This window comes from Photobacterium jeanii (genome assembly GCF_001650345.1).
In the GTDB taxonomy this organism is placed as follows: domain Bacteria; phylum Pseudomonadota; class Gammaproteobacteria; order Enterobacterales; family Vibrionaceae; genus Photobacterium; species Photobacterium jeanii.
This window is the reverse complement of record NZ_LVHF01000012.1, coordinates 1,308,165-1,328,760: the sequence shown is the minus strand read 5'-3', so window position 1 is coordinate 1,328,760 and position 20,596 is coordinate 1,308,165. Positions and strand designations below refer to the sequence as shown.

Sequence of the window (20,596 nt, the reverse complement as noted above, 5' to 3'; positions counted from 1 at the left end):
ACAACGCCTTACTTATCTTCCAACACCTTACCTATCTCTTCAGCCATGAACTCGGCTATCCAAGGTTGGGCTTCGGCTTTTGGGTGCAAGCCATCATTCATCATCCACTCTTGCTTCAAAATGACCTCTTCAAGAAAGAAAGGCAGTAAAGGGGAGTCATACTCTTTACTCAGTTGCGGATAAAGTGCGCTAAACAATTGGCTGTAACGTTTACCATAATTAGGTGGTACGCGAATTTGCATCAGCATAGCTTGAGCGTTGTTCGCTTGAATATCTTCAATCATGGTGGCGAGATTTTGTCGTATGGTTTTAGGTGGGAAACCACGTAATCCGTCATTGGCACCTAACTCAATAAGCACGTAATCAGGTTGATGTTGCTGCAATAATTTCGGTAGTCTGGCTAAACCGTTTCCTGTTGTATCGCCAGAAATGCTGGCGTTAACAACATCAAGGTCATGGCCTTGCTGGCGCAGGATAGGCTCTAGCAGTATGGGCCAACTTTGCTCGGCACGCATGTTGTAGCCTGCACTCAGGCTGTCACCGAGAACTAATAAGGTGCCACAGTAGCCACTTAGTGGAACCAGTGGCAGGGCAAGCACAAAAACTAAAATAGAAAGGAATCGTTTCATGTCTACATCCGTGATTAAAGCTGTATCCGTATCTAAGCATGTGGCGACGGCATCGGCGTCTATTGCTATTTTGCAGGATGTTTCGCTAGAGGTCGAGCAAGGAGAAAGCATTGCTTTAGTTGGAGTGTCGGGAGCCGGCAAATCCACTTTGATGACCTTGCTTGCTGGTTTAGATACCCCATCATCAGGAAAAATCGAATTATTAGGTCAGTCGCTAACTCAATTAGACGATGAAGCACGCGCAGCATTGCGCAGTGAAGCCATCGGTTTTGTTTTCCAAAGTTTCTTACTTATTCCATCGTTAACCGCACTTGAAAATGTCATGTTGCCTTGCTTGATTCGTGGCGAGCCAACTGATGTCGTACGTGCGACTGAGTTACTGGCGCAGGTTGGGCTGGCTGGGCGGGAAACGCATTTGCCTACTCAATTATCTGGTGGTGAACAGCAGCGTGTGGCTTTAGCACGTGCCTTCATGAGTAAACCTAAAATCTTATTTGCTGATGAGCCAACCGGTAATTTGGATCAGCACACCGCGAGTAACGTGATTGATCTGCTTTTTGCGCTTAATCGCGACCACGGCACGACATTAGTCTTGGTAACGCACGATCCTCAGTTAGCTGAGCGTTGCGATCGTGTTTTACGCATTGAAGCTGGAATGGTGGCAGCAGCATGAGTGAACTAAGTGAAATGTCGGTGGTACCTGCTAAGCGCTCTCCTCATATGTTATTGCGGTGGAGCTTGCGCGAGTTATGGCAAGGGCAGTTGTGGCCTGTAGCTGTGGCGTTAACTTTGATTATCGCCTGTGTGTTTGCGCTTTCTGCTTTAGTGATGCGGGTTGAGAAGATCATGACGGATCAGGGACGATCTGTGCTCACCGCTGATTTGGTATTGCGATCGGGCAATCCGATCAGCTCAGACGTTCTAACTACTGCAAAAACGCAAGGCCTAACGGTGTCGCAGCAAGTGCGCTTTGGCACGATGGCGTTTAGCGATAGCAATATGCAGTTAGTCAGCGTAAAGGCCGTTGCCAGTGATTTCCCATTACGCGGTAGTTTGGCGCTCAAAGGGAAGAATACCCTTGCCGCTCATGTGAAGCCGGGGGAGCTATGGTTGGCTGAACGCCTGTTTTCATTATTAGACGTGAAAATCGGTGATGCTGTGATGATTGGGGATGCGGAGCTGAATGTTTCAGGTGTGATTGCGCAAGACCCAGAGCTTTCGTTTAACCCATTCAACCAAATGCCCGCGGTGCTTATTCACGCTGATGATGTTGAACGCACAGGGGCGGTGCAGCTTGGTGGGCGTGTGAGCTATCGCGCGTACTTCATGGGCGCTGATAACGCGCTAGAGCAATTGCAATCCCAAATTGAATTAGTGCCGGGACAGCGCTGGTTGAGTGAATCGACTCAGGGGCGAACGGGAGATGTGATTGATCGGGCTAGGCAGTACTTATCGCTAACGCTGATTCTGGTGATCCTGATGGCTAGTGCCACTTTGGCGCTAACTTGTCAGCATTATACGTCCAGCCGTCGCTCAACAGTGGCGATGATGAAAAGCCTTGGCGCCCAGAAGCGTTGGCTATGGCGTTGGTTGCTTGGTCAGCTGAGCTTGTTATTTGTGATTGCTGCAATTAGTGGTGTGTTGTTAGGGAGTTTATTGGAGTGGCTACTGCGCTTGCCGCTCGGTGATATGTTACCGGCTCAGCTACCTTCTATTGGTGTTACGCCTTATATCACCAGCTTACTGGTCGCGTTGTTAGTGGCGATCCCCGGTGTTGGTATTTCCTTGGTACGTTTGGTGAATACGTCAGCAGTGGCAGTGATGCAATCTCAAGCTGATCATCAAGTTAGCTCATGGCGCTTTGCCTTATTGCTATTACCTGTTTCAGCTTTATTGCTGTGGGTCGGTGGTAATAGCTTAATGTGGATCACCTTAGCTGGGCTTATCACTTTACTGGCAGTATTAGCTGCACTTGGTGTTTTGCTGGTGAGTTTATTGCGCCGTAAATCTTGGGGAGCAGCATTACAACTTGCTCTGAGCCGTATTGGTCGCAGCCCGTTAGTCACGGGGGCACAATTAGCGGCACTCACTGCTTCATTAATGTTGCTTGCCATTATCTGGCTGTTGCGAACTGATTTACTGCAAGATTGGCAGCAAACTTTGCCATCGGATGCGCCGAATGTATTTGCGCTTAATATCAGCGATGCTGAGCGCGATGCTTATACCCAAGCATTAGATGCTAAAGACATTGATCACTCATCGTTGTATCCCGTTATCCGTGGTCGTTTGGTGGCCTCGAATGGCACGTCATATTTAGAGCAAGCCCAAGAGCAAGGCAGTGAACCAGATGAAGCCTTACGTCGTGAGCTGAACTTTACTTGGCGTGAACAATTACCCCTGCACAACACCTTGTCACAAGGAGAGTGGGGTGGCGTGGGCTCGGTATCGGTCGAGCAAGGGATTGCGAAACGATTAGGGATCGCTATGGGCGATATGCTGACCTTTAACGTGAACAGTTTGCCGTTTGAAGCCAAAGTCACCAGCATTCGTGAAGTGGAATGGCGTAATATGCGGCCAAATTTTTACTTCATATTCTCACCCGATGTGATGGTCGATTTACCCGCAACCTATTTGGTGAGTTTCCGAATAGGGGCAGAGCAAAGTGAATTGCTGAATGGACTGGGGCGGGATTACCCGACCGTAAGCTTGTTAGATCTCCGTACTATGGCTTCGCGTATTCAAGTCTTGTTGCAGCAAATATCTCTGTCGTTATCAGTTCTGGCGGCACTTGGTGTAGTGAGTGGACTCTTGCTGGTATTCACCTTACTCAGACTTGGCTTATCGCAGCGCCAACAAGAAATCACCTTGTATCGAACGCTGGGGGCGAGTCGTCAACGGATCAGCGCTACAGTGTGGTGGGAATACGGATTGATGGCAATGATTGCGGGTGTGATGGCAACCTTTGGCGCAGAAGGTGTGGTGGCATTGCTGGTGAGCTTTGGGTTTGAACTGACGCCACAATGGCATCCTTTGCTGTGGCTAGGTCTACCTGCGGTTGCCATGTTACTGGTTTTGGCGTTGGTACAAACCATGATGCCGAAGCTACTTAAGCCACTACAAAATATGGCCTGATTGACCGCCAGCAGTTGGTTACGGTTTCGTTTCACAGATAAAAATCATCCTCGTCAATCGCTATGATTTAGTGTGTTGATGAGGGTGATTTTTTAGTTAGTGCACTAGTACTTTTGGCACTTGGCAGTGAGTGCGATGAGGTCAGTTGTAACAAGCTTAAATAAAAGAGACTAAAGATTATGTAGGGTTTCTTTTAAGGCGTGCTCCAGTTCGGGAAAGCAGAAATTAAACCCTTCGGCTTCAAGTTTGTTGGGTAAGGCGCGTTGGCTATCTAATAGCAAGCACGATGACTCACCCAATGCAATCTTTATCGCCCATTCAGGGGTGCTAAGAAGGTGGGGGCGACGAAGTACTTTCGCCAGTGTTTGGCTGAATTCTTTATTGGTTACTGGGGTCGGTGCCGTGAAGTTGAACGCGCCTTGTGCAGAAGGGTGCTTGATTAAAAATAAGATCCCTTTGACCATGTCTTGCAGGTGGATCCACGGAAAATACTGTTGCCCTTTACCAATTGGCCCGCCTAGCCCGAGCTGATAAGCCGGCAACATTTTTGCCAGTGCACCGCCATGTTTCGCAAGCACGATCCCTGTACGTAATAAGCAAACGCGGGTGTGATCAGATTGGGCTTTTAACGCAATATCTTCCCACTTTTTACAAACATGGTGAGCAAAATCGCTGGAGCTTACGGCTAACGATTCATCGAACGCATCTTGTTGTTGATCGCCATAAATTCCGACGGCCGAACCACTGATAAAAGTGTGCGGAGGATTGCTACCAGCGTTAATTTTATTCACCAATTCTTGGGTGATTTGCCAACGGCTATCGCAGATGATCTTCTTTTGCTTGGTACTCCAACGCTTATTGACAATGGGTTCGCCCGCGAGGTTGATCACTACATCAAAATGGTCAAGGTTATCTAAATCGCTTAGCTGATTAATCACTTTGATGTGATGACCGAGGGTGCGGTAGGCGCGAGTGGTATCTCGGCTCAAGACAGTAACTTGATCGTGGTTGAAATGGGGTAGGAGCGCTTTACCGATAAATCCTGTTCCACCTGTCACTAATATGTTCATTCGGTAACTCCTTATACGCCTGTCACGAAAATTATACCGACTACCTCATGATATCGATCACTGACCGATAGAATGAAACACGGTGAATACAAAATACCAGCATAGCCTTAAGTTGCTATAAGTATAACGGAATTTGTAGTGATGAGCGTTTTCAAGGTGAACGTTTTGAGGAGGGGGAGAGAGTGAAGCATTAGCTCTTACAGCGTCGCGGAAAAAGAGGCTGCTCGCAAGGGCTAATCCTATTGCGGTGCTATATCTGTGCCCTACTTCTCGCTGTGAGGGACAGGATTTGTTACCGCTTATACGCAGGACTATCACTAGAGTAAGAAGTACCTAGTTGAGAGTGTTGATGAAAGGATTCACCGCATTTTTACAAGCCATGTTGGCTAGCTTGCGCGATTTATTACCCATTATTGTGGTGATCGGTTTTTTTCAGCTGGTAGTACTGCAACAGCCTTTGCCACAACTCGGAAGTATCGGCTTTGGTTTGTTGCTGGTGGTGTTAGGGCTAACCTTGTTTGTCATTGGTTTAGACATGGGGTTGTTTCCCATAGGAGAGTCGATGGCGCAGGCATTTGCCCGAAAAGGGAGTGTCGCTTGGCTGCTTACTTTTGCTTTTTGTTTAGGGTTTGGCACCACAATCGCAGAGCCGGCTTTAACCGCAGTGGCTGCGGAAGCAGCAGAAGTGGCGGCAGAGGGAGGCATGATAGTCGCCAATCAAGATGCGATGGCGGATTATGCCCAAGGGCTACGGATCACGGTTGCACTTTCAGTGGGCGTTGCGATTGTACTTGGGGTGTTACGGATCATTAAAGGCTGGCCGATTCACCGCATGATCATTGGTGGCTACTCCTTAGTGATGTTAATGACATGGTTTGCACCGCCAAGCATTATCGGGATCGCGTACGACTCAGGCGGCGTGACAACTTCAACCATTACTGTCCCGTTGGTGACAGCACTAGGGGTGGGGCTAGCGTCTTCGATTAAAGGGCGAAACCCGATGGTAGATGGCTTTGGTTTGATCGCTTTTGCCTCTCTCACCCCGATGATTTTTGTGATGGGATATGGCTTATGGATAGCCTAAGAAGAGTGTTGATATGAGTATCATCGCCTCGACCGCCCAGCATTTCCTTTCTACCTTTGTAGGCACTATTCGTGATGTGCTGCCTATTGTCATTATCATGTTTGGCTTTCAGCTTGCGGTATTGCGTCGTCCGGTGGCGAATTGGCGCAAAGTGTTAGCTGGGTTCGTGTTAGTCATTTTCGGGTTGTCTTTTTTCTTGATGGGTTTAGAGCTGGCGTTATTTCCTCTTGGCGAATCTATGGCGATGCAGCTCACAGCCCCGAGCTTTTTATTTGATAGTGATGAAACCGTCCCATTACATATTGATTGGACTGAGTACTATTGGGTGTACTTGTTCGCTGCGGCAATTGGTTTTAGTACCACGATTGCAGAACCGTCTTTGATTGCGGTGGCGATCAAAGCCAGCCAAGTGTCGGGCGGTACCATTAAGGTTAATGGCTTACGGATTGCGGTTGCGCTTGGGGTCGCGATGGGGATTGCATTAGGTAGCTATCGGATTGTCGCGGGAGACCCGCTCCATTATTACATCTTGGTCGGCTATGTGGTGGTGGTGGTTCAAACCTATTTTGCGCCCAAGATGATAGTGCCGTTAGCGTATGACTCTGGGGGCGTGACTACCTCTACCGTCACTGTGCCCATTGTGACGGCGTTAGGTTTGGGGTTAGCGTCGACCGTACCGGGACGAAACCCAATGCTAGATGGATTTGGTTTGATCGCATTTGCCAGCTTGTTTCCTATGATAACGGTAATGGGATATGCCCAGTTATCGGTGTGGAAAGGTCAGCAGGCTTCTAAAGGAGACTCACAAGATGCGCTTTAAATTGATTGTCGCGTTTGTTGAAGACAGTAAAACCGATGCCGTATTGGATGCCGCAAGGGATGCCGGTGCTACAGGGGCAACGGTGATCAATAACGCCCGCGGTGAAGGTATCAGCAAAAAGAAAACGTTTTTTGGCTTGTCACTCGAAGTGCAGCGCGATGTGATTTTATTTTTGGTGGAAGAACATTTAGCGCGTCAGATCTTAGAAACCATCGAGCAAGCTGGCGAGTTTGATTCGGCTTCAGGGCAGGGGATTGCGGTGCAAATTGATGTCGAAGATGCGGTTGGAGTCGCCCATCAGGTAGAGCAGTTGACCAAAGTGGTAGAGGATAAGCTATGAGTGACAAAACCATTGTTCGGGTTCGCGATGTGATGATGAATACCTTTGCCATCGTTGAAGGGATCACCACAGTGGCGGAAGCGATTGGGATTGCGAAACAAAAACAGGTCAAAGCCCTGATAGTGAACAAGCGTAATGCCGATGATGAATACGGTATTGTGTTAATGAACGATATTGCGAAAAACGTATTAGCAAAAGATCGTTCACCACAGCGTACCAATGTGTATGAAATCATGACCAAGCCCGCGCTGTCTGTTAATGCAGATATGGATGTGCGCTATTGCGCCCGTTTGTTTGAACGGTTTGGGATCAGCCGAGCACCAGTGATCCAAGACGGTAAAGTGTTGGGGATGGTGAGTTATAACAACATTGTTCTCAATGGCATGCTGCGCGAAGATTAGCAATCTGGTGGTGATGGGCGTAACATGCATCGCATCTCAGATGACTTTCAGACGGCTATAAGTTACCCCCATGAAATTATTCTTCGCTTCTGATTTACATGGTTGCGCAGCAAGCACCCGCACCATGTTAGCGGCTTTCGAACAAAGCGGTGCTGATCACCTGATCTTACTTGGTGATGTTTTAAACCACGGTCCGCGTAATGCCTTGCCTGAAGGGTATGCGCCAATTGAGGTGGCTGATCAACTGAACGCTTACGCTGACTCGATTGTCGCGGTGCGCGGTAATTGCGACAGCGATGTTGACCAGATGCTGCTGGACTTCCCTATGATGGCAGATTACAACTGGATTTTATTGCCAGATGGTCGCCGTTTGTTCTTAACGCATGGTCACCTTTACCATGCTGACAAACACCCACGTCTGCGTAAAGGGGATGTGATTGTTTCAGGCCATACTCACTTGCCAGTGGCCCAAGCGCATGGTGATTACTTCGCGTTTAATCCAGGTTCAACCACGATCCCTCGCGGTGATCATCAAGCTAGTTACGGCATGTTAGAAGACAACACGCTGAAAGTGATCACCTTTGACGGTGATGTGATCTGTTCGGTTAATCTGGCAGATGCACCAATCGCTGCATAATTATTGCGATAGAACGCGTGAAATAGATCGCCATGTTTGCAATGACTGGAATTGAAAACGCACTTCGGTGCGTTTTTTTATGTCGTCATAAAGTGGTTCTGGTAACTGTGGTGGTTTTCATCTTCGTTTTTGGATGAAGCTAACAAGCTTTGACATAACCCTCACATAGATCACTAGAAGAATACGCACAAAGGTGCAATGCTTTCCTCAGTGATAATGATGGTAGGTATTTAAAATGAATAAAAATTTGCTAGGGATTGCGTTAGGCGGTCTGTTGATTGCTTCTGGACTTGGTGCGAGCGGCTACTTTATTGGTCAGACAATGTACAACGCCAAAGTTGCGATGAATACAGCGGAAGTAAAAGGGTTAGCGGAAAAGCGCGTAGAAGCCGATACCGCAAACTGGAGCCTAAATTTTACTAACCAGACGAAAAGTAAAGATGAGATCCCGGCGCTGTATAAGCAAGCAGAACAGCAACAACAAGAGATTGTTGATATCTTAAAGGCGAACGGCTTTAGCGATGATGAAATCGACATTGGTCTGATTGATTACAGTGCTTATGAGTACCGTGATGAAAATCAGGTAGTGGTTGAGCAAGAGCATACTTTGACAGGGCGTATTGGTCTTGAAACTCACAAAGTACATGATATTAAATCTGTGCGCGCCGAAGTAAATAAGCTGGTGGCGAAGGGCTACAACATTTCCAATCATTCACCGACTTACCGCTTTACTAAACTTAATGCGATCAAGCCTGAAATGCTGAAAACAGCGACTAAAAATGCGCGCCTTGCCGCGAATGAGTTTGCTGAAAACGCAGGGGTTAAAGTTGGTAGTATTCGCTCGGCACGTCAGGGTAACTTCTCAATCACCGATTCGGGCGAAGAGTACGGTGATCTTTACAAAATCGAGAAAGATGTTCGTGTGGTGACGAGCATCGAATTTTACTTAACTGAATAGGCTAGCTAAGTTTTTGAGCGGTGAGCTATATCACCGCTTAAAACCATTTAGTCGGGTTATTTGCGGTCTGAGTGACCGAGATCCCGCTCGGGGTCGATAACATCGCGTACCCGTTGCTTTAATACTTTTGCTTCAGGAAAGCCACCGTTGGCCTTTCGTTCCCACAGTCGTTCACCGTTACAGAAAATTTCAAATCGTCCGCCTGTGTCAGGGTGAAGACTGACAGTGTCGATTTCCTCGCTAAAGGTATGCAGTAGCTCTTGCGATAGCCAAGTTGAGCGCAACATCCAGTTGCATTGACGGCAGTAGTAAATATCAATCTTTGCTTTTTCCATCCGGTGATAATCTCTTAAAGTCCCAGTAATAACTTAAGTCCAATGATAAAGGTTAGTGTTTCAAAGCAGCGTTTGATCAGGCGATTACTTTTTTGATGAGCAAGGTGAGCGCCCCAATAGCCACCTAGCAGTGAACCAGCAAGTAGCACTGGCAGCCACGGCCAGTATATTTCTGCCTCTGCAAGATACATTGTCCCCGCACCTATGCCATTCCAAAAAAGCCCGACACTCACCAATGTGAGCGCGACCGCTTGTTTGTAATCAAAACCAAACCAACGCACGAGAAATAGGGTGACGAACAATCCTGTTCCAGCGGTTAATGAGCCGTTGAGAATACCAATTGCCGCTAACCCAATACCGCCAATAACCAATCCTTTCGTATCGCGGTGGCGGAGTTGTTCTTGCTGACCAAGCTGTTGTTGGAATAAAGAGTAAATGCCAAGCCCTAAAATCAATAGTCCTAATAAGGCTTCCGCGATTCGACCGGGGACAAACAAGATGAGATTGGCACCGATAATGACCCCGATAGCGCCAGTAAAAATAATGTAGCTTGTGAGTTGCCAGTCGAGTTGACCGCTGCGGCAATGTTTAAAGGCGGCACCTAAGCCCAAGGCAACACTGGCAACTTTGTGGGTGGCAAGGGCAACAGCGAAGGGGAGTCCAAGAAAAATGAGCAGAGGGAACTGAATCAAGCCAGCTCCACCGCCAGACAGTGAGGCGAGAGTATTAGAGAGCAGTGAGCCAATAAAAAGCCCCAAGGTGTTGATGACGTCCATGAAGTAATCGCTTATCCGTAAGCTAAGTGCATCAAGTCAGCATACGGATTGTTGACTCAAAATGGAATGAGGGAAAATAAGGAATAACAAGCATAAAAAAACGCCCCCATCGAGATGGAGGCGCTTCAATCAACGTTTAGTCGTTAATAACGATTAAGCGTTAGATTCTTCAGCTTGTTTCGCCTGAATCGCAGTTAGTGCAACTGTGTATACGATATCGTCTACTAGTGCGCCACGAGAAAGGTCGTTTACAGGCTTACGCATACCTTGCAGCATTGGACCGATAGATACTAGGTCTGCTGAACGTTGTACCGCTTTGTAAGTCGTGTTACCAGTGTTTAGGTCTGGGAATACGAATACAGTCGCTTTACCCGCTACAGGCGAGTTAGGCGCTTTAGAAGCAGCAACGTTTTCCATGATAGCTGCGTCGTACTGTAGAGGACCGTCGATTACTAGATCAGGACGTTTCTCTTGAGCGATGCGAGTTGCTTCACGTACTTTATCTACGTCAGCACCTTTACCAGACTCACCAGTCGAGTAAGAGATCATTGCAACGCGAGGTTCGATACCGAATGCTTTTGCAGAGTCTGCAGATTGGATAGCGATTTCAGCAAGTTGCTCAGCGTTTGGATCTGGGTTGATTGCACAGTCACCGTAAACCAGTACTTGATCAGGCAGAAGCATGAAGAATACTGAAGATACGATAGATGCATCAGGTGCAGTCTTGATGATTTGGAACGGAGGAACGATAGTGTTCGCTGTAGTGTGAACAGCACCAGAAACTAGGCCGTCAACTTCATCGTTTTCTAGCATCATTGTGCCTAGGAAAACAGAATCTTGAAGTTTTTCACGAGCAACAACGTCAGTCATGCCTTTCGCGCCACGTAGCTCAACTAGACGCTCTACGTAGTTTTCACGAACTTCATCAGAGTTGATGATAGTTACGCCAGAACCTAGAACCACGCCTTGTTGCTCAGCAACACGCTTGATTTCTTCTGGGTTACCAAGAAGCACACATTCCGCGATACCGCGCTCAGCACAGATAGCCGCAGCTTTAACTGTACGTGGCTCGTCACCTTCAGGAAGAACGATACGCTTAGCCGCTTTACGTGCTAGTTCAGTTAGCTCGTAACGGAACGCTGGTGGGCTTAGACGACGTTCTTTAGTTGAACCTTCAGTTAGAGATTCAATCCATTGACCATCGATGTGGCTCGCCATGTATTCGTTAACGAATTCAACGCGTTCTTTATCGTCAGCTGGAACTTCTAGGCTGAAGCTTTGTAGGTTCAGAGAAGTCTGCCAAGTGTTACCTTGTGCAGCGATAACTGGAAGACCAGTTTCGAATGCACGCTCACATAGATCAGTTACTGCTTTTGGTAGCTCGTAGCCGCCAGTAAGAAGTAGTGCACCGATCTCAACACCGTTCATTGCAGCAAGACATGCAGCAACGATTACGTCAGGACGGTCTGCAGAAGTTACTAGCAGAGAACCTGGACGGAAGTGTTCAACCATGTGAGGGATAGAGCGTGCACAGAAAGTGATGCTCTTGATACGACGAGTTGCGATTTCACCTTCGTTGATGATTTCAGCGTTTAGGTGCTTCGCCATGTCAGTTGCACGTGTTGCGATTAGCTCTGGGCTCCAAGGTGCACAACCAAGTACACGGATTGGGCTAGAGTTGAACACTTGCATTACTTCAACGTTAGTCGGAACAGTACCTTCAGCTTCGTCGAAGATTTCAGATAGGTCAGGACGAGTACGGCCTTCTGCATCTACTGGAGCGTTAAGTTTGTTAACGATAACGCCAGAGATTTGCTCGTTCTTAATGCCGCCGAAGTTAGAACATGCAACTTCGATACGTTCTTTAAGTTGTGCTGGGTTGTCAGTACCTGGTGCAACAACGAATACGATTTCAGCATCAAGCGTTTTCGCGATTTCGTAGTTGATTTGGTTCGCAAATGGGTGCTTGCGAGTTGGTACTAGACCTTCGATAAGTGCTACTTCAGCATCTTTAGTTGCTTCTTTGAAACGCGCAACGATATCTTCAAGAAGTACATCGTTTTGATCGTTACGAATTAGCTCTTCCGCTTTAGCCATGCTTACTGGATCTGCAACGTTCATGTCGCTGTTAGCGCGAATGATAGTTGTCGTTAGATCAGGTTGATCGCCACCGTGACGTGGTTGAGCGATAGGCTTAAAGAAAGAAACGCGAACGCCTTTGCGTTCCATTGCGCGTACAACACCAAGGCTTACGCTTGTTAGGCCAACACCAGCACCAACTGGGATTAGCATAATAGTACGGGACACTATAAATTCCTCAGACTATTGAACAAGACAGCACTGTTCCATAACTCTTCCTAAGAAGATTGAAAAAACTATGGAGCAGCACCACAGAAATTTGAAGCTTCACAACTCATCAAAGCCATGAAAAAACGGCCGGCCTAGGCCAGCCGTTTGTGGCTGTTATATAAACAACCCGGTAACCTCAGAATTAGATAGCAGCTAGACGAGCTGTATCTTCTGCGATTACTAGTTCTTCGTTAGTAGAAACAACCATTGCAGGAACACGGCTGTTTTCAGAAGTGATAACACCTTCGCCGCCGAAACGTGCTTTAAGGTTAGCTTCGCCATCAACTTCAACACCTAGGATAGCTAGACGGTTAAGAACCATTTCACGGATAGGTGCAGAGTTTTCACCGATACCACCAGTGAAAGTGATTGCGTCTAGACGACCTTCTAGAGATGCAGTGTAACCAGCAACGTACTTAGCTAGACGGTGACAGAACACGTCCATTGCACGAGTTGCTTCTTCTTTCTCGCCGTAGTTGTCTTCAACGAAACGACAGTCAGAAGTCACTTCAGTTAGACCTTGTAGGCCAGACTCTTTAGTTAGCATAGTGTTGATTTTCTCAACAGAGTAACCAAGAGTGTCGTGTAGGTGGAAGATGATCGCAGGATCGATATCACCACAACGCGTACCCATTACAAGACCTTCAAGAGGAGTAAGACCCATAGAAGTGTCTACAGATTTACCGTTCTTGATTGCACAAACTGAAGCACCATTACCTAGGTGACAGTTGATGATGTTTAGTTCTTCTTCTTTCTTACCTAGCAGCTTCGCAGTTTCGCGAGTGATGAATAGGTGAGAAGTACCGTGCATGCCGTAACGACGGATAGCGTGGTCTTTGTATAGGTTGTAAGGAAGCGCGTATAGGTACGCTTCTTCAGGCATAGTTTGGTGGAAAGCAGTATCGAATACAGCAACGTTTTTAAGTGCTGGGAATGCTTTTTGAGCTGCTTTAATACCGATGATGTGAGCAGGGTTGTGAAGAGGTGCTAGAGTTGCACAGTCTTCGATACCTTTGATTACTTCTTCAGTGATTAGTGCTGATTGAGTGAATTGCTCACCACCGTGAACTACACGGTGACCGATAGCTGCTAGGCTTTCTGCAAGCTCAGGCTTAGAAGCGATGATAGACTCTACCATGAATGCTAGAGCTTCTTCGTGTGCAGCACCTTCACCTAGTTGTGCTTCGTGCTTACCATCAAGTTTCCACTTGATACGTGCTTCTGGAAGGTGCAGACATTCTGCAAGACCTGTTAGGTGTTCATCACCTGTTACAGGATCAACGATTGCGAACTTTAGAGAAGAGCTACCGCAGTTAAGTACTAGAACCAGCTTAGACATGAGAGTGACTACCTATAATCTGTCTGAAAGTTGATATTCATTCGAATAAAAAAGTACCCATAGAATAGACGACTTTTGATCAAGTAGATCTAATCTGGGTCAAATTCGTATCTTTCCGTCGAATCGAGAATTGAGGAACCCGCAATTCTGGGTCATCCATGAGGTCATCTCTTAGTTGCCATAATGAAGATTACAAGCAACAATTAATTGAGACGTGCGTAGGATAGCGATTGTTACGCAATATAACAAAAAGATTTTTAGAAAAGTTTAATTTGAATCAAGTTTATTGTCACAGAATTTGAATTATTGTACTAATTTTTGAATGTTGGTGTTTTATGAATCAAAAATCGATCTGGTCGCTGTTTCGTCATGGGCAGGATTACATGGCTATATGGCCGATGCGAAAAGAGCTGGCGCCGATGTTCCCAGAACAACGCTACATTAAGGCGACCCAGTTCGCGATTCGAGTGATGCCTGCGGTCGCTGTACTGAGTGTACTTAGCCAAATGGCGTTTAATAATTACGATGCATTGCCACAAGCTATGGTGGTAGCGCTATTTGCGATCAGCATGCCGCTGCAAGGGTTATTGTGGTTAGGTCGTCGCAGCCGTACAGATTTACCACCGTCATTGGCGAGTTGGTATCGTGAGATCCATGAAAAAGTGATCAGCGAAGGTGGGGCATTACAACCAGTAAAAGCCAAGCCGCGTTACTTAGAACTGGCACAAGTGCTTAATCGTGCATTTAAACAGTTAGATCAAACATCACTTGAACGTTGGTTTTGAGCGCCGGCACTTGATGGTGTGTGTATGTTGAACTGATTCTGCCAGATAGCAGATAGCAGATAGCAAAAAAGCCCAATTAGTGGGCTTTTTTTGTATTTGGGTTTTATCAAACTTTTTTAAAAAGTTGATTAAAACTCGTCGTCTTCCAGCGGTTGACGCTTAACGCGTGTTGCTGGTTTAGCCAAAATTTCGATGTAGCAAGAAGTGAGTTCTAGCTTCTCTGCTTCATCTAGGCATTTGTTGATTTCTTTAACGTGGATCACTTTTGCTTCTTGCTCTGTGTGACCGTATTTACAATCAAAGTCCCAGTAATCCGCACCTTGAGGTAGCGCTTTACGGTTTTCACGCTTTAGGTATTTTTTAATTTCGTATTTTACCGCCTCAACAACACGTGGTACGGCTTTCTTTGGGTGAGTTAAAGCAAATGTTTTTTTCATTGGTTTCCTAGATATTTAGAGGCACTGCAAAGCAGGCGTTGATCACATTTTACTTCAAATCCGCTTGCGAGGCGATGGGAAAAACCTCCCCCACTCAACGTGTTTATCGAATGAGTGGGGGAAAGTTGTTTGAAAATGCAGTGATATTTCGATGAGGTTAATTGAGTAGTAGGCTGTCGTCAGCTAATTCTTCGCCACGCACTTTACTAAACATCTCAAGTAGTTCTTTGACTTGCATACCTTCTCGCTCTTGCCCTGCAACGTCTAAAACGACTTGTCCTTGGTGAAGCATGACGGTGCGGTCACCGTAAGCTAAAGCATCTTTCATCGAATGAGTGACCATGAGTACCGTGAGATCGAATTCGGTCACGACTTTATTGGTGAGCTCAAGAACGAAGGCCGCCATGCGAGGGTCGAGGGCGGCGGTGTGTTCATCCAGCAGCAGTAATTTACTGTCTGCTAAAGTTGCCATCACCAAGCTGACAGCTTGACGTTGACCGCCAGACAGTAGGCCAATGTGATCGCCCAAACGATCTTCTAACCCTAGCCCTAAAATGCTGATCCGCTCTTGGAACAACTTTTTCCGTTGACCTGAAAGTGCATGTTTCCAGCTGCGTTTGCTTCCGCGCTTGTAGGCTAATGCCATGTTTTCTTCGATGGTGAGAGAGCCGCAAGTGCCAGCTAAGGGATCTTGGAATACTCGCGCGGCATAACGTGCGCGCTCATGGACGGCGTGATGAGTGACATCAATATCATCGATCAGCACTTGACCGTCACTCATTGGTGTTTCCCCACTGATCGCGCCGAGTAAGGTTGATTTACCTGCGCCGTTAGAACCAATCACGGTAACAAATTGCTTTTCAGGTACCGCTAGCGATACGCCTCGAAGGGCGGGGTTTTCTAGAATGGTTCCTTCATTGAAGGTAACGCGAATGTCGTTTAGTTCAATCATGTTGACCTCCGATCAGGCTAAGTTCTTGTGGGTGGACGGCGTTTTCGCACTTTTGTTACTTGGGTCGTTTTGCTGTTTGTTTTTTAACTTGCCTTTGGGCTTCTTTTTTTGAAAAGAGGCTTTCATTTTGGGGGCGATCAGCGCGATAGCGACTAATACGGCCGTGATAAGGTTCAAGTCAGAGGCTTGTAAGCCAAACATGCCGCTACTCAGTGCAAAGGCGACCGCTAAGCGATAGAGAACCGAGCCGAGAATGACGGCAACCACTGCGACCCAAATTTTTCGCCCTGGGATCAGGGTTTGTCCTAAAATCACAGCGGCTAAGCCGACAACGATAGTACCAACCCCTGATGTGACATCGGCAAAGCTATTGGTTTGGGCAAAAAGCGCGCCAGAGAATCCAACAAAACCGTTCGAGAGTGCCAATCCAAAGTAGGTGTAAAGCGCAGTATTACCGCCTTGGGCGCTAACCATACGGCTATTTACCCCTGTTGCACGAAGCCCGAGCCCAAAATCACTCGCAAGTAGGCGCACCACAAACCAAGCACTGAATATCACCAGCAGGGCTACCATTAATAGTCGGATGACCCCTGAATCAAAGCCGTAATCCATGGCGGCAAATTCTAGCGGGGTAAAAATGGTATCTTCACCGAGCAGGGCAAGGTTGGGGCGTCCCATAATACGAATGTTAATCGAGAAAGCAGCGATCATGGTGAGGATACTGGCAAGCAGGTGTAAGATCCCACAACGAATGGCGAGAAAACCTGTCATTAAACCACACAATCCGCCTGCGAAAATGGCCAGTGCTGTTGCTAACCAAGGGTTAACCCCTGCCACAATTGCGGTGGCTGCAACGGCTGCGCCCATGGGAAAACTGCCATCTACCGTAAGATCGGGGAAATCTAACACCCGGAAGGTAAGGTAGACGCCCAAAGCGACCAAACCGTATACCAAGCCAATTTCCAATGTGCCAATAAATGCGAAAAAAGACATCAACTGCTCCTTGTCTTTCTTTGCGGGTGAGACTGCCTGTGACTTAGATTTTACAATGTGTTGTATCAGTCATGGCGCTCACCCGCATTGAGGTCCGTTCCTAAATGCTTACTCTTTGATTGAGGTTGCTCGGTTGAGGGCAGAGGTAGGGAAGGTTAGCCCTAACTTTTTTGCCGCCGCTTTGTTCAATGCTAAATCCGAGCCTTTGGCTACTTTTACTGGCAGTGAAGCAACGCTTTGTCCTTTGAGTAGGGCTTCGACGTAATCAGCGGTTTGCACGCCAACTTGGTAGTAGTCAAAGCCTAAAGCAGCCAGAACGCCGTTTTCAATATAGGTGGTTGAAGCGCCGACAATCGGTTTATTGGCTTGGTTCGCTGCATTAACGAGGCCATCGATGGCACTCGCCACAGTGTTATCGGTTGGGGCATAAATGACATCGGCTTTAGCTGCGACAATTTGAGCTGCGGATTGGACATCAGCACTCTTTAGCGCGGTCCCTTCTACCACCGTAAAGCCTTTCGCTTCCGCTGCCGCTTTTAGAAGCTCAACCAGCGCGACTGCATTGGCTTCACCAGGGTTAAAGACCACACCGATACTTTTCATATCAGGAACCAGCTCTTGCATGAGATCAACATGCTGCGCCACGGGGGAGAGATCTGACAGCCCAGTTACGTTACGGGCTGGCTTATCCATATTTTTAACCAGCTTAGCACCGAGCGGATCGGTGACGGCTGTAAACACCACAGGAATAGAGCGGGTAGAGGCTGCCAGTGCTTGGGCTGTTGGCGTTGCAATGCCCACGAGGACATCAGGCTTTTCCCCGACGAGCTGTTTCGCTATTTGTACCGCAATAGCTGGGTTGCCCTGTGCTGTTTGGTAAGTGAATTCAAGGTTCTCGCCTTCGATATAACCTTTTTGTTTTAGACCATCGAGTAAGCCTTGGCGCGCGGCATCTAAAGCGGGGTGTTCAACAATTTGTGATACGGCGACGCGCGCTGTCTCGGCGAGGGCGAGTGATGAGGTTGCCATCAGAGAGGCGGCGATACAGGCGGCGGTAAAGAGTTTTGTTGTTTTCATTGAGTGCTCCTTGCGGTGTCCATGTCCTTATTGATGCGCAGAGTGACGTAGGATCCCCTAGTCATTTTGGGCTTCTTGGTACAATGTTTTAGCGCAACTGAGCCAGAAAAAACATCTAAATTTTAACAGTAGTGCAACATGGCTTGCAATTAATATGCTGCTGAGGAGGGCAAGTTTAGTTGAAGGTTTTATTATGAAAGTTTTGAATGTGTTTATTGACCGAATTGTGAGCGAGGTCTGATATATCATTCTTAATTAGAATAACGACGTTGGTGGTAATGATATTCCCGAATTTGTTCAGGGAAATGACAGCAAAGAAAACCATAATGGCGCGTATGGACGCATAAACTTTCTAGGATGGAGAGTGTTATCGTGCTCCTGAGATACAGGCTGTATCTCTCCCAGAGCCCCAGTATTTCTTTCTCGAAAGAAGTAAAAAGCTTGGCCGCCGATGGGGCTCAATTCAATATTCAGTTACTCTTCTACCGTTCCAACTACCAACCAGAATAAGCGTAGCTATCGCATTCTGAGCGCCACTTATCCTGATTGGCTGATACCGATGCTACCTAGAGCTACTCATAGCATTGCAATGTTTTATTACGTCCGTGAATTTTTCCCATTGCTGCCATCATGGCTTCTTTGCTGTGGTATTGCTTTGGTAGCGCCATCATTTCGACTTGGTAGTCAGGTGCATTACCGTCGAGTGGTGAATCAGCATTAATAGGTGTCACCATGACGACCTTCAGTTTCGGATTGCGTGAGGCAATGCGTGAAGCGGTGCCTAAGCCTTCTGCAACGTGGAACAACCCGGCAGTATGCAAAATCTGAGTGTTTGGATGGTTAGCAAGGTAGTTCACCATACTTTCTGCCATCGTATCATCCCATGCGGTTTGCGCGGCAAACTGACGTAAGGTTTTGGCTTCGTTACCGTGGTGCATTGAGCGAATGAATTTTTCTTGATACGCGTCTTTGCTCAGCGTTAATGAGTCTGCAACCCACGCGCGCTCATTGGCTGGAAGCTTCGCTAAATAGTCGCCACCAAATTTACCAATACAGCGCACGATAGGCTTTGGCGCATTGGCTGCAATCACATCCAGCTTATTGGCTTTGGCAAACTCAACCAGTGGGCGGTAGTCAGAAGTGTAGTTAGGCCAAGCATTGCCTTGCTTTTTCAGCTCAGCTTCTCCTAACTTCCCTTGTAAATAATCATCAACCACAGTTTGTTTGTCACGAGTAAACTGTTCCATTGAAAGCGCAATGTTTGAGTTGTTGCTATACATGGCTGCGAGTAGCTGTGCTTGCAATAAGTGGGCAGCTGGATGACCGTGCCATTCGCCGACTAATACAATATCCGCATCTTTTACTGCGTCAGCCAGTTGTGTAACAGAAAGCACCTCACCTTGAGGGGAGCGAATAGTGTAATCGTAAAACGTTGGTGCACTAGAGAGAGAGCTGGCAACAGGAGCGGATTGGCTAGTACAGCCCATCAGTAAGCTAAGGCAGCCAAGTGAAAGCCACTTTTTCATGAAAATTCCCAAACCTCAACACGATAATATGTTGTTTAACTGTAGAAGAAAGGCGGGATAATAGAGTAGTTGAAATTGATTCTCAATGGTTATTGAGAATCAATTTCACTTGCGGTGGTTATTTTGTTTTACGGTATACGCGAATCGCGAAGTCGGCTTCACATTCAAAGTCATTCGCTTGTGCCAATTGTTGCCACACTGCTTCTGAAGTGCGCCATGCAAACGGCGTCATTTGCATCAAGGCTGTTGCTTCCTCACCATTTAATTTCATGCTGTAAAGTAAATGCTGATCTTTAACCAACTCGAAGCCTTCAATATGCTCTGGAGCAATGTCATGAAGGCGAACCTCATCATAAATTAGCTCGCGTAATTGATATAAATGTCGCGCAGCAGGGGTAACCGTCACTAAGATGCCATTTTCCTTGATAACACGTTGAAGCTCATTGGGTTTACAAGGGGCGTAAATGCGAACAATTGCATCAAGGGATTGTTCTGCAAACGGAAGACGGTGGCTTGAAGCAACGCTAAATTGACAGTCTTTGGCACGCTTAGCAGCATAACGGACTGCCACTTTTGATATATCTAAGCCATGTACCTGAAATTCAGGGTGCTGGTCGTTCAGCTCAGTAAAAGCGGAGGTGTAGTAGCCTTCACCACAACCGATATCTAAAAGATCTGTTGCACTTGAAACCATATGCTCACGAAGTGCAGAAACCACATTTTGACGTAAGGTTTCGTAATGATCGCTATTTAAGAAGAAACGACGGGCTTGCATCATTTCTTTGTTATCACCGGGATTTTTAGAACTTTTGTGGTGAGCTGGCATTAGGTTGACGTAGCCTTCTTTGGCGAGATCAAACTGATGATTATTCTCGCAGTGCCAAGAATGAGTGGTAGTGTTCAGGCTTTGATGGCAAAGAGGGCATTGATAAGGCATGGGATTGACCAAGATAAAA

General features: G+C 47.0%; 21 protein-coding genes. 9 read left to right on the top strand and 12 right to left on the bottom strand.

Annotated elements, in window-relative coordinates:
- Positions 1–8 precede the first annotated feature (8 nt).
- The gene (gene tesA, locus A3K86_RS07295) at positions 9–629 is read right to left on the bottom strand and encodes a multifunctional acyl-CoA thioesterase I/protease I/lysophospholipase L1 (RefSeq protein WP_068329896.1); all 621 of its coding nucleotides are present in this window, start codon (positions 627–629) and stop codon (positions 9–11) included.
- Between tesA and A3K86_RS07290 the strand changes: the two genes are divergently transcribed.
- Together A3K86_RS07290 and A3K86_RS07285 are read left to right on the top strand one after the other, a co-directional pair.
- Positions 628–1,302, top strand: a complete 675-nt coding sequence (locus A3K86_RS07290) for an ABC transporter ATP-binding protein (protein WP_068329894.1) — start codon at positions 628–630, stop codon at positions 1,300–1,302. The genes tesA and A3K86_RS07290 overlap by 2 nt on opposite strands.
- Entirely contained in the window at positions 1,299–3,761 is a 2,463-nt protein-coding gene (locus tag A3K86_RS07285) for an ABC transporter permease (protein WP_068329891.1), read from the top strand. Before A3K86_RS07290 ends, A3K86_RS07285 begins: the two co-directional genes overlap by 4 nt.
- 170 nt (positions 3,762–3,931) lie before the next feature.
- Here the strand turns inward: A3K86_RS07285 and A3K86_RS07280 are convergent, their stop codons facing one another.
- Positions 3,932–4,831: a TIGR01777 family oxidoreductase gene (locus A3K86_RS07280; RefSeq protein WP_068329888.1), complete on the bottom strand. Its 900-nt coding sequence runs from the start codon at positions 4,829–4,831 to the stop codon at positions 3,932–3,934.
- A 349-nt stretch (positions 4,832–5,180) separates the two neighbouring features.
- On the opposite strand from A3K86_RS07280, the gene A3K86_RS07275 reads away from it, so the two are divergent.
- The 6 genes from A3K86_RS07275 (at position 5,181) to A3K86_RS07250 (ending at position 9,071) form a co-directional block, all read left to right on the top strand.
- Positions 5,181–5,915: a DUF1538 domain-containing protein gene (locus A3K86_RS07275; protein WP_068329884.1), complete on the top strand. Its 735-nt coding sequence runs from the start codon at positions 5,181–5,183 to the stop codon at positions 5,913–5,915.
- A 13-nt stretch (positions 5,916–5,928) separates the two neighbouring features.
- The gene (locus A3K86_RS07270) at positions 5,929–6,735 is read left to right on the top strand and encodes a DUF1538 domain-containing protein (protein ID WP_068329881.1); all 807 of its coding nucleotides are present in this window, start codon (positions 5,929–5,931) and stop codon (positions 6,733–6,735) included.
- On the top strand, positions 6,725–7,075 hold the full coding sequence (locus tag A3K86_RS07265; protein ID WP_068329878.1) for a P-II family nitrogen regulator: 351 nt from the start codon (positions 6,725–6,727) through the stop codon (positions 7,073–7,075). The genes A3K86_RS07270 and A3K86_RS07265 overlap by 11 nt, the downstream gene beginning before the upstream one ends.
- The gene (locus A3K86_RS07260; protein ID WP_068329875.1) at positions 7,072–7,476 is read left to right on the top strand and encodes a CBS domain-containing protein; all 405 of its coding nucleotides are present in this window, start codon (positions 7,072–7,074) and stop codon (positions 7,474–7,476) included. The genes A3K86_RS07265 and A3K86_RS07260 overlap by 4 nt, the downstream gene beginning before the upstream one ends.
- A gap of 70 nt (positions 7,477–7,546) precedes the next feature.
- Complete coding sequence (gene yfcE, locus A3K86_RS07255; RefSeq protein ID WP_068329872.1) at positions 7,547–8,113, top strand: phosphodiesterase; 567 nt, start codon at positions 7,547–7,549, stop codon at positions 8,111–8,113.
- A 235-nt stretch (positions 8,114–8,348) separates the two neighbouring features.
- Positions 8,349–9,071 (top strand): SIMPL domain-containing protein, encoded by a 723-nt coding sequence (locus A3K86_RS07250; RefSeq protein ID WP_068329869.1) that lies wholly within the window; start codon positions 8,349–8,351, stop codon positions 9,069–9,071.
- Between the two features lie 56 nt (positions 9,072–9,127).
- Here A3K86_RS07250 and A3K86_RS07245 read toward each other — a convergent pair whose 3' ends face one another.
- The 4 genes from A3K86_RS07245 to A3K86_RS07230 all read right to left on the bottom strand — a co-directional run bounded on the left by A3K86_RS07245 (position 9,128) and on the right by A3K86_RS07230 (position 13,870).
- Positions 9,128–9,406, bottom strand: a complete 279-nt coding sequence (locus tag A3K86_RS07245) for an Rdx family protein (protein ID WP_068329866.1) — start codon at positions 9,404–9,406, stop codon at positions 9,128–9,130.
- A gap of 14 nt (positions 9,407–9,420) precedes the next feature.
- Entirely contained in the window at positions 9,421–10,182 is a 762-nt protein-coding gene (locus tag A3K86_RS07240; RefSeq protein WP_068329863.1) for a sulfite exporter TauE/SafE family protein, read from the bottom strand.
- A 153-nt stretch (positions 10,183–10,335) separates the two neighbouring features.
- Complete coding sequence (gene pta / locus A3K86_RS07235; protein WP_107270169.1) at positions 10,336–12,489, bottom strand: phosphate acetyltransferase; 2,154 nt, start codon at positions 12,487–12,489, stop codon at positions 10,336–10,338.
- A gap of 184 nt (positions 12,490–12,673) precedes the next feature.
- Positions 12,674–13,870 carry an acetate kinase gene (locus A3K86_RS07230; protein WP_068329856.1) on the bottom strand — a complete coding sequence of 399 codons (1,197 nt, stop codon included), beginning with the start codon at positions 13,868–13,870 and terminating at the stop codon, positions 12,674–12,676.
- Positions 13,871–14,205: 335 nt separating this feature from the next.
- Between A3K86_RS07230 and yfbV the strand changes: the two genes are divergently transcribed.
- On the top strand, positions 14,206–14,655 hold the full coding sequence (gene yfbV, locus A3K86_RS07225; RefSeq protein ID WP_068329851.1) for a terminus macrodomain insulation protein YfbV: 450 nt from the start codon (positions 14,206–14,208) through the stop codon (positions 14,653–14,655).
- 128 nt (positions 14,656–14,783) lie between these two features.
- Here the strand turns inward: yfbV and A3K86_RS07220 are convergent, their stop codons facing one another.
- The 6 genes from A3K86_RS07220 to rlmA all read right to left on the bottom strand — a co-directional run bounded on the left by A3K86_RS07220 (position 14,784) and on the right by rlmA (position 20,577).
- A complete protein-coding gene (locus A3K86_RS07220; protein ID WP_068329848.1) occupies positions 14,784–15,092 on the bottom strand; it encodes a DUF6172 family protein in 309 nt (102 codons plus the stop codon).
- 157 nt (positions 15,093–15,249) lie between these two features.
- A complete protein-coding gene (locus A3K86_RS07215; RefSeq protein ID WP_068329843.1) occupies positions 15,250–16,044 on the bottom strand; it encodes an ABC transporter ATP-binding protein in 795 nt (264 codons plus the stop codon).
- Between the two features lie 12 nt (positions 16,045–16,056).
- On the bottom strand, positions 16,057–17,037 hold the full coding sequence (locus tag A3K86_RS07210) for an ABC transporter permease (protein ID WP_068329841.1): 981 nt from the start codon (positions 17,035–17,037) through the stop codon (positions 16,057–16,059).
- 108 nt (positions 17,038–17,145) lie between these two features.
- The gene (locus tag A3K86_RS07205) at positions 17,146–18,114 is read right to left on the bottom strand and encodes an ABC transporter substrate-binding protein (RefSeq protein WP_068329839.1); all 969 of its coding nucleotides are present in this window, start codon (positions 18,112–18,114) and stop codon (positions 17,146–17,148) included.
- 572 nt (positions 18,115–18,686) lie between these two features.
- A complete protein-coding gene (locus A3K86_RS07200) occupies positions 18,687–19,640 on the bottom strand; it encodes a ChaN family lipoprotein (protein WP_068329837.1) in 954 nt (317 codons plus the stop codon).
- Positions 19,641–19,758: 118 nt separating this feature from the next.
- Positions 19,759–20,577, bottom strand: a complete 819-nt coding sequence (gene rlmA / locus A3K86_RS07195; protein WP_068329829.1) for a 23S rRNA (guanine(745)-N(1))-methyltransferase — start codon at positions 20,575–20,577, stop codon at positions 19,759–19,761.
- Positions 20,578–20,596: the final 19 nt, after the last annotated feature.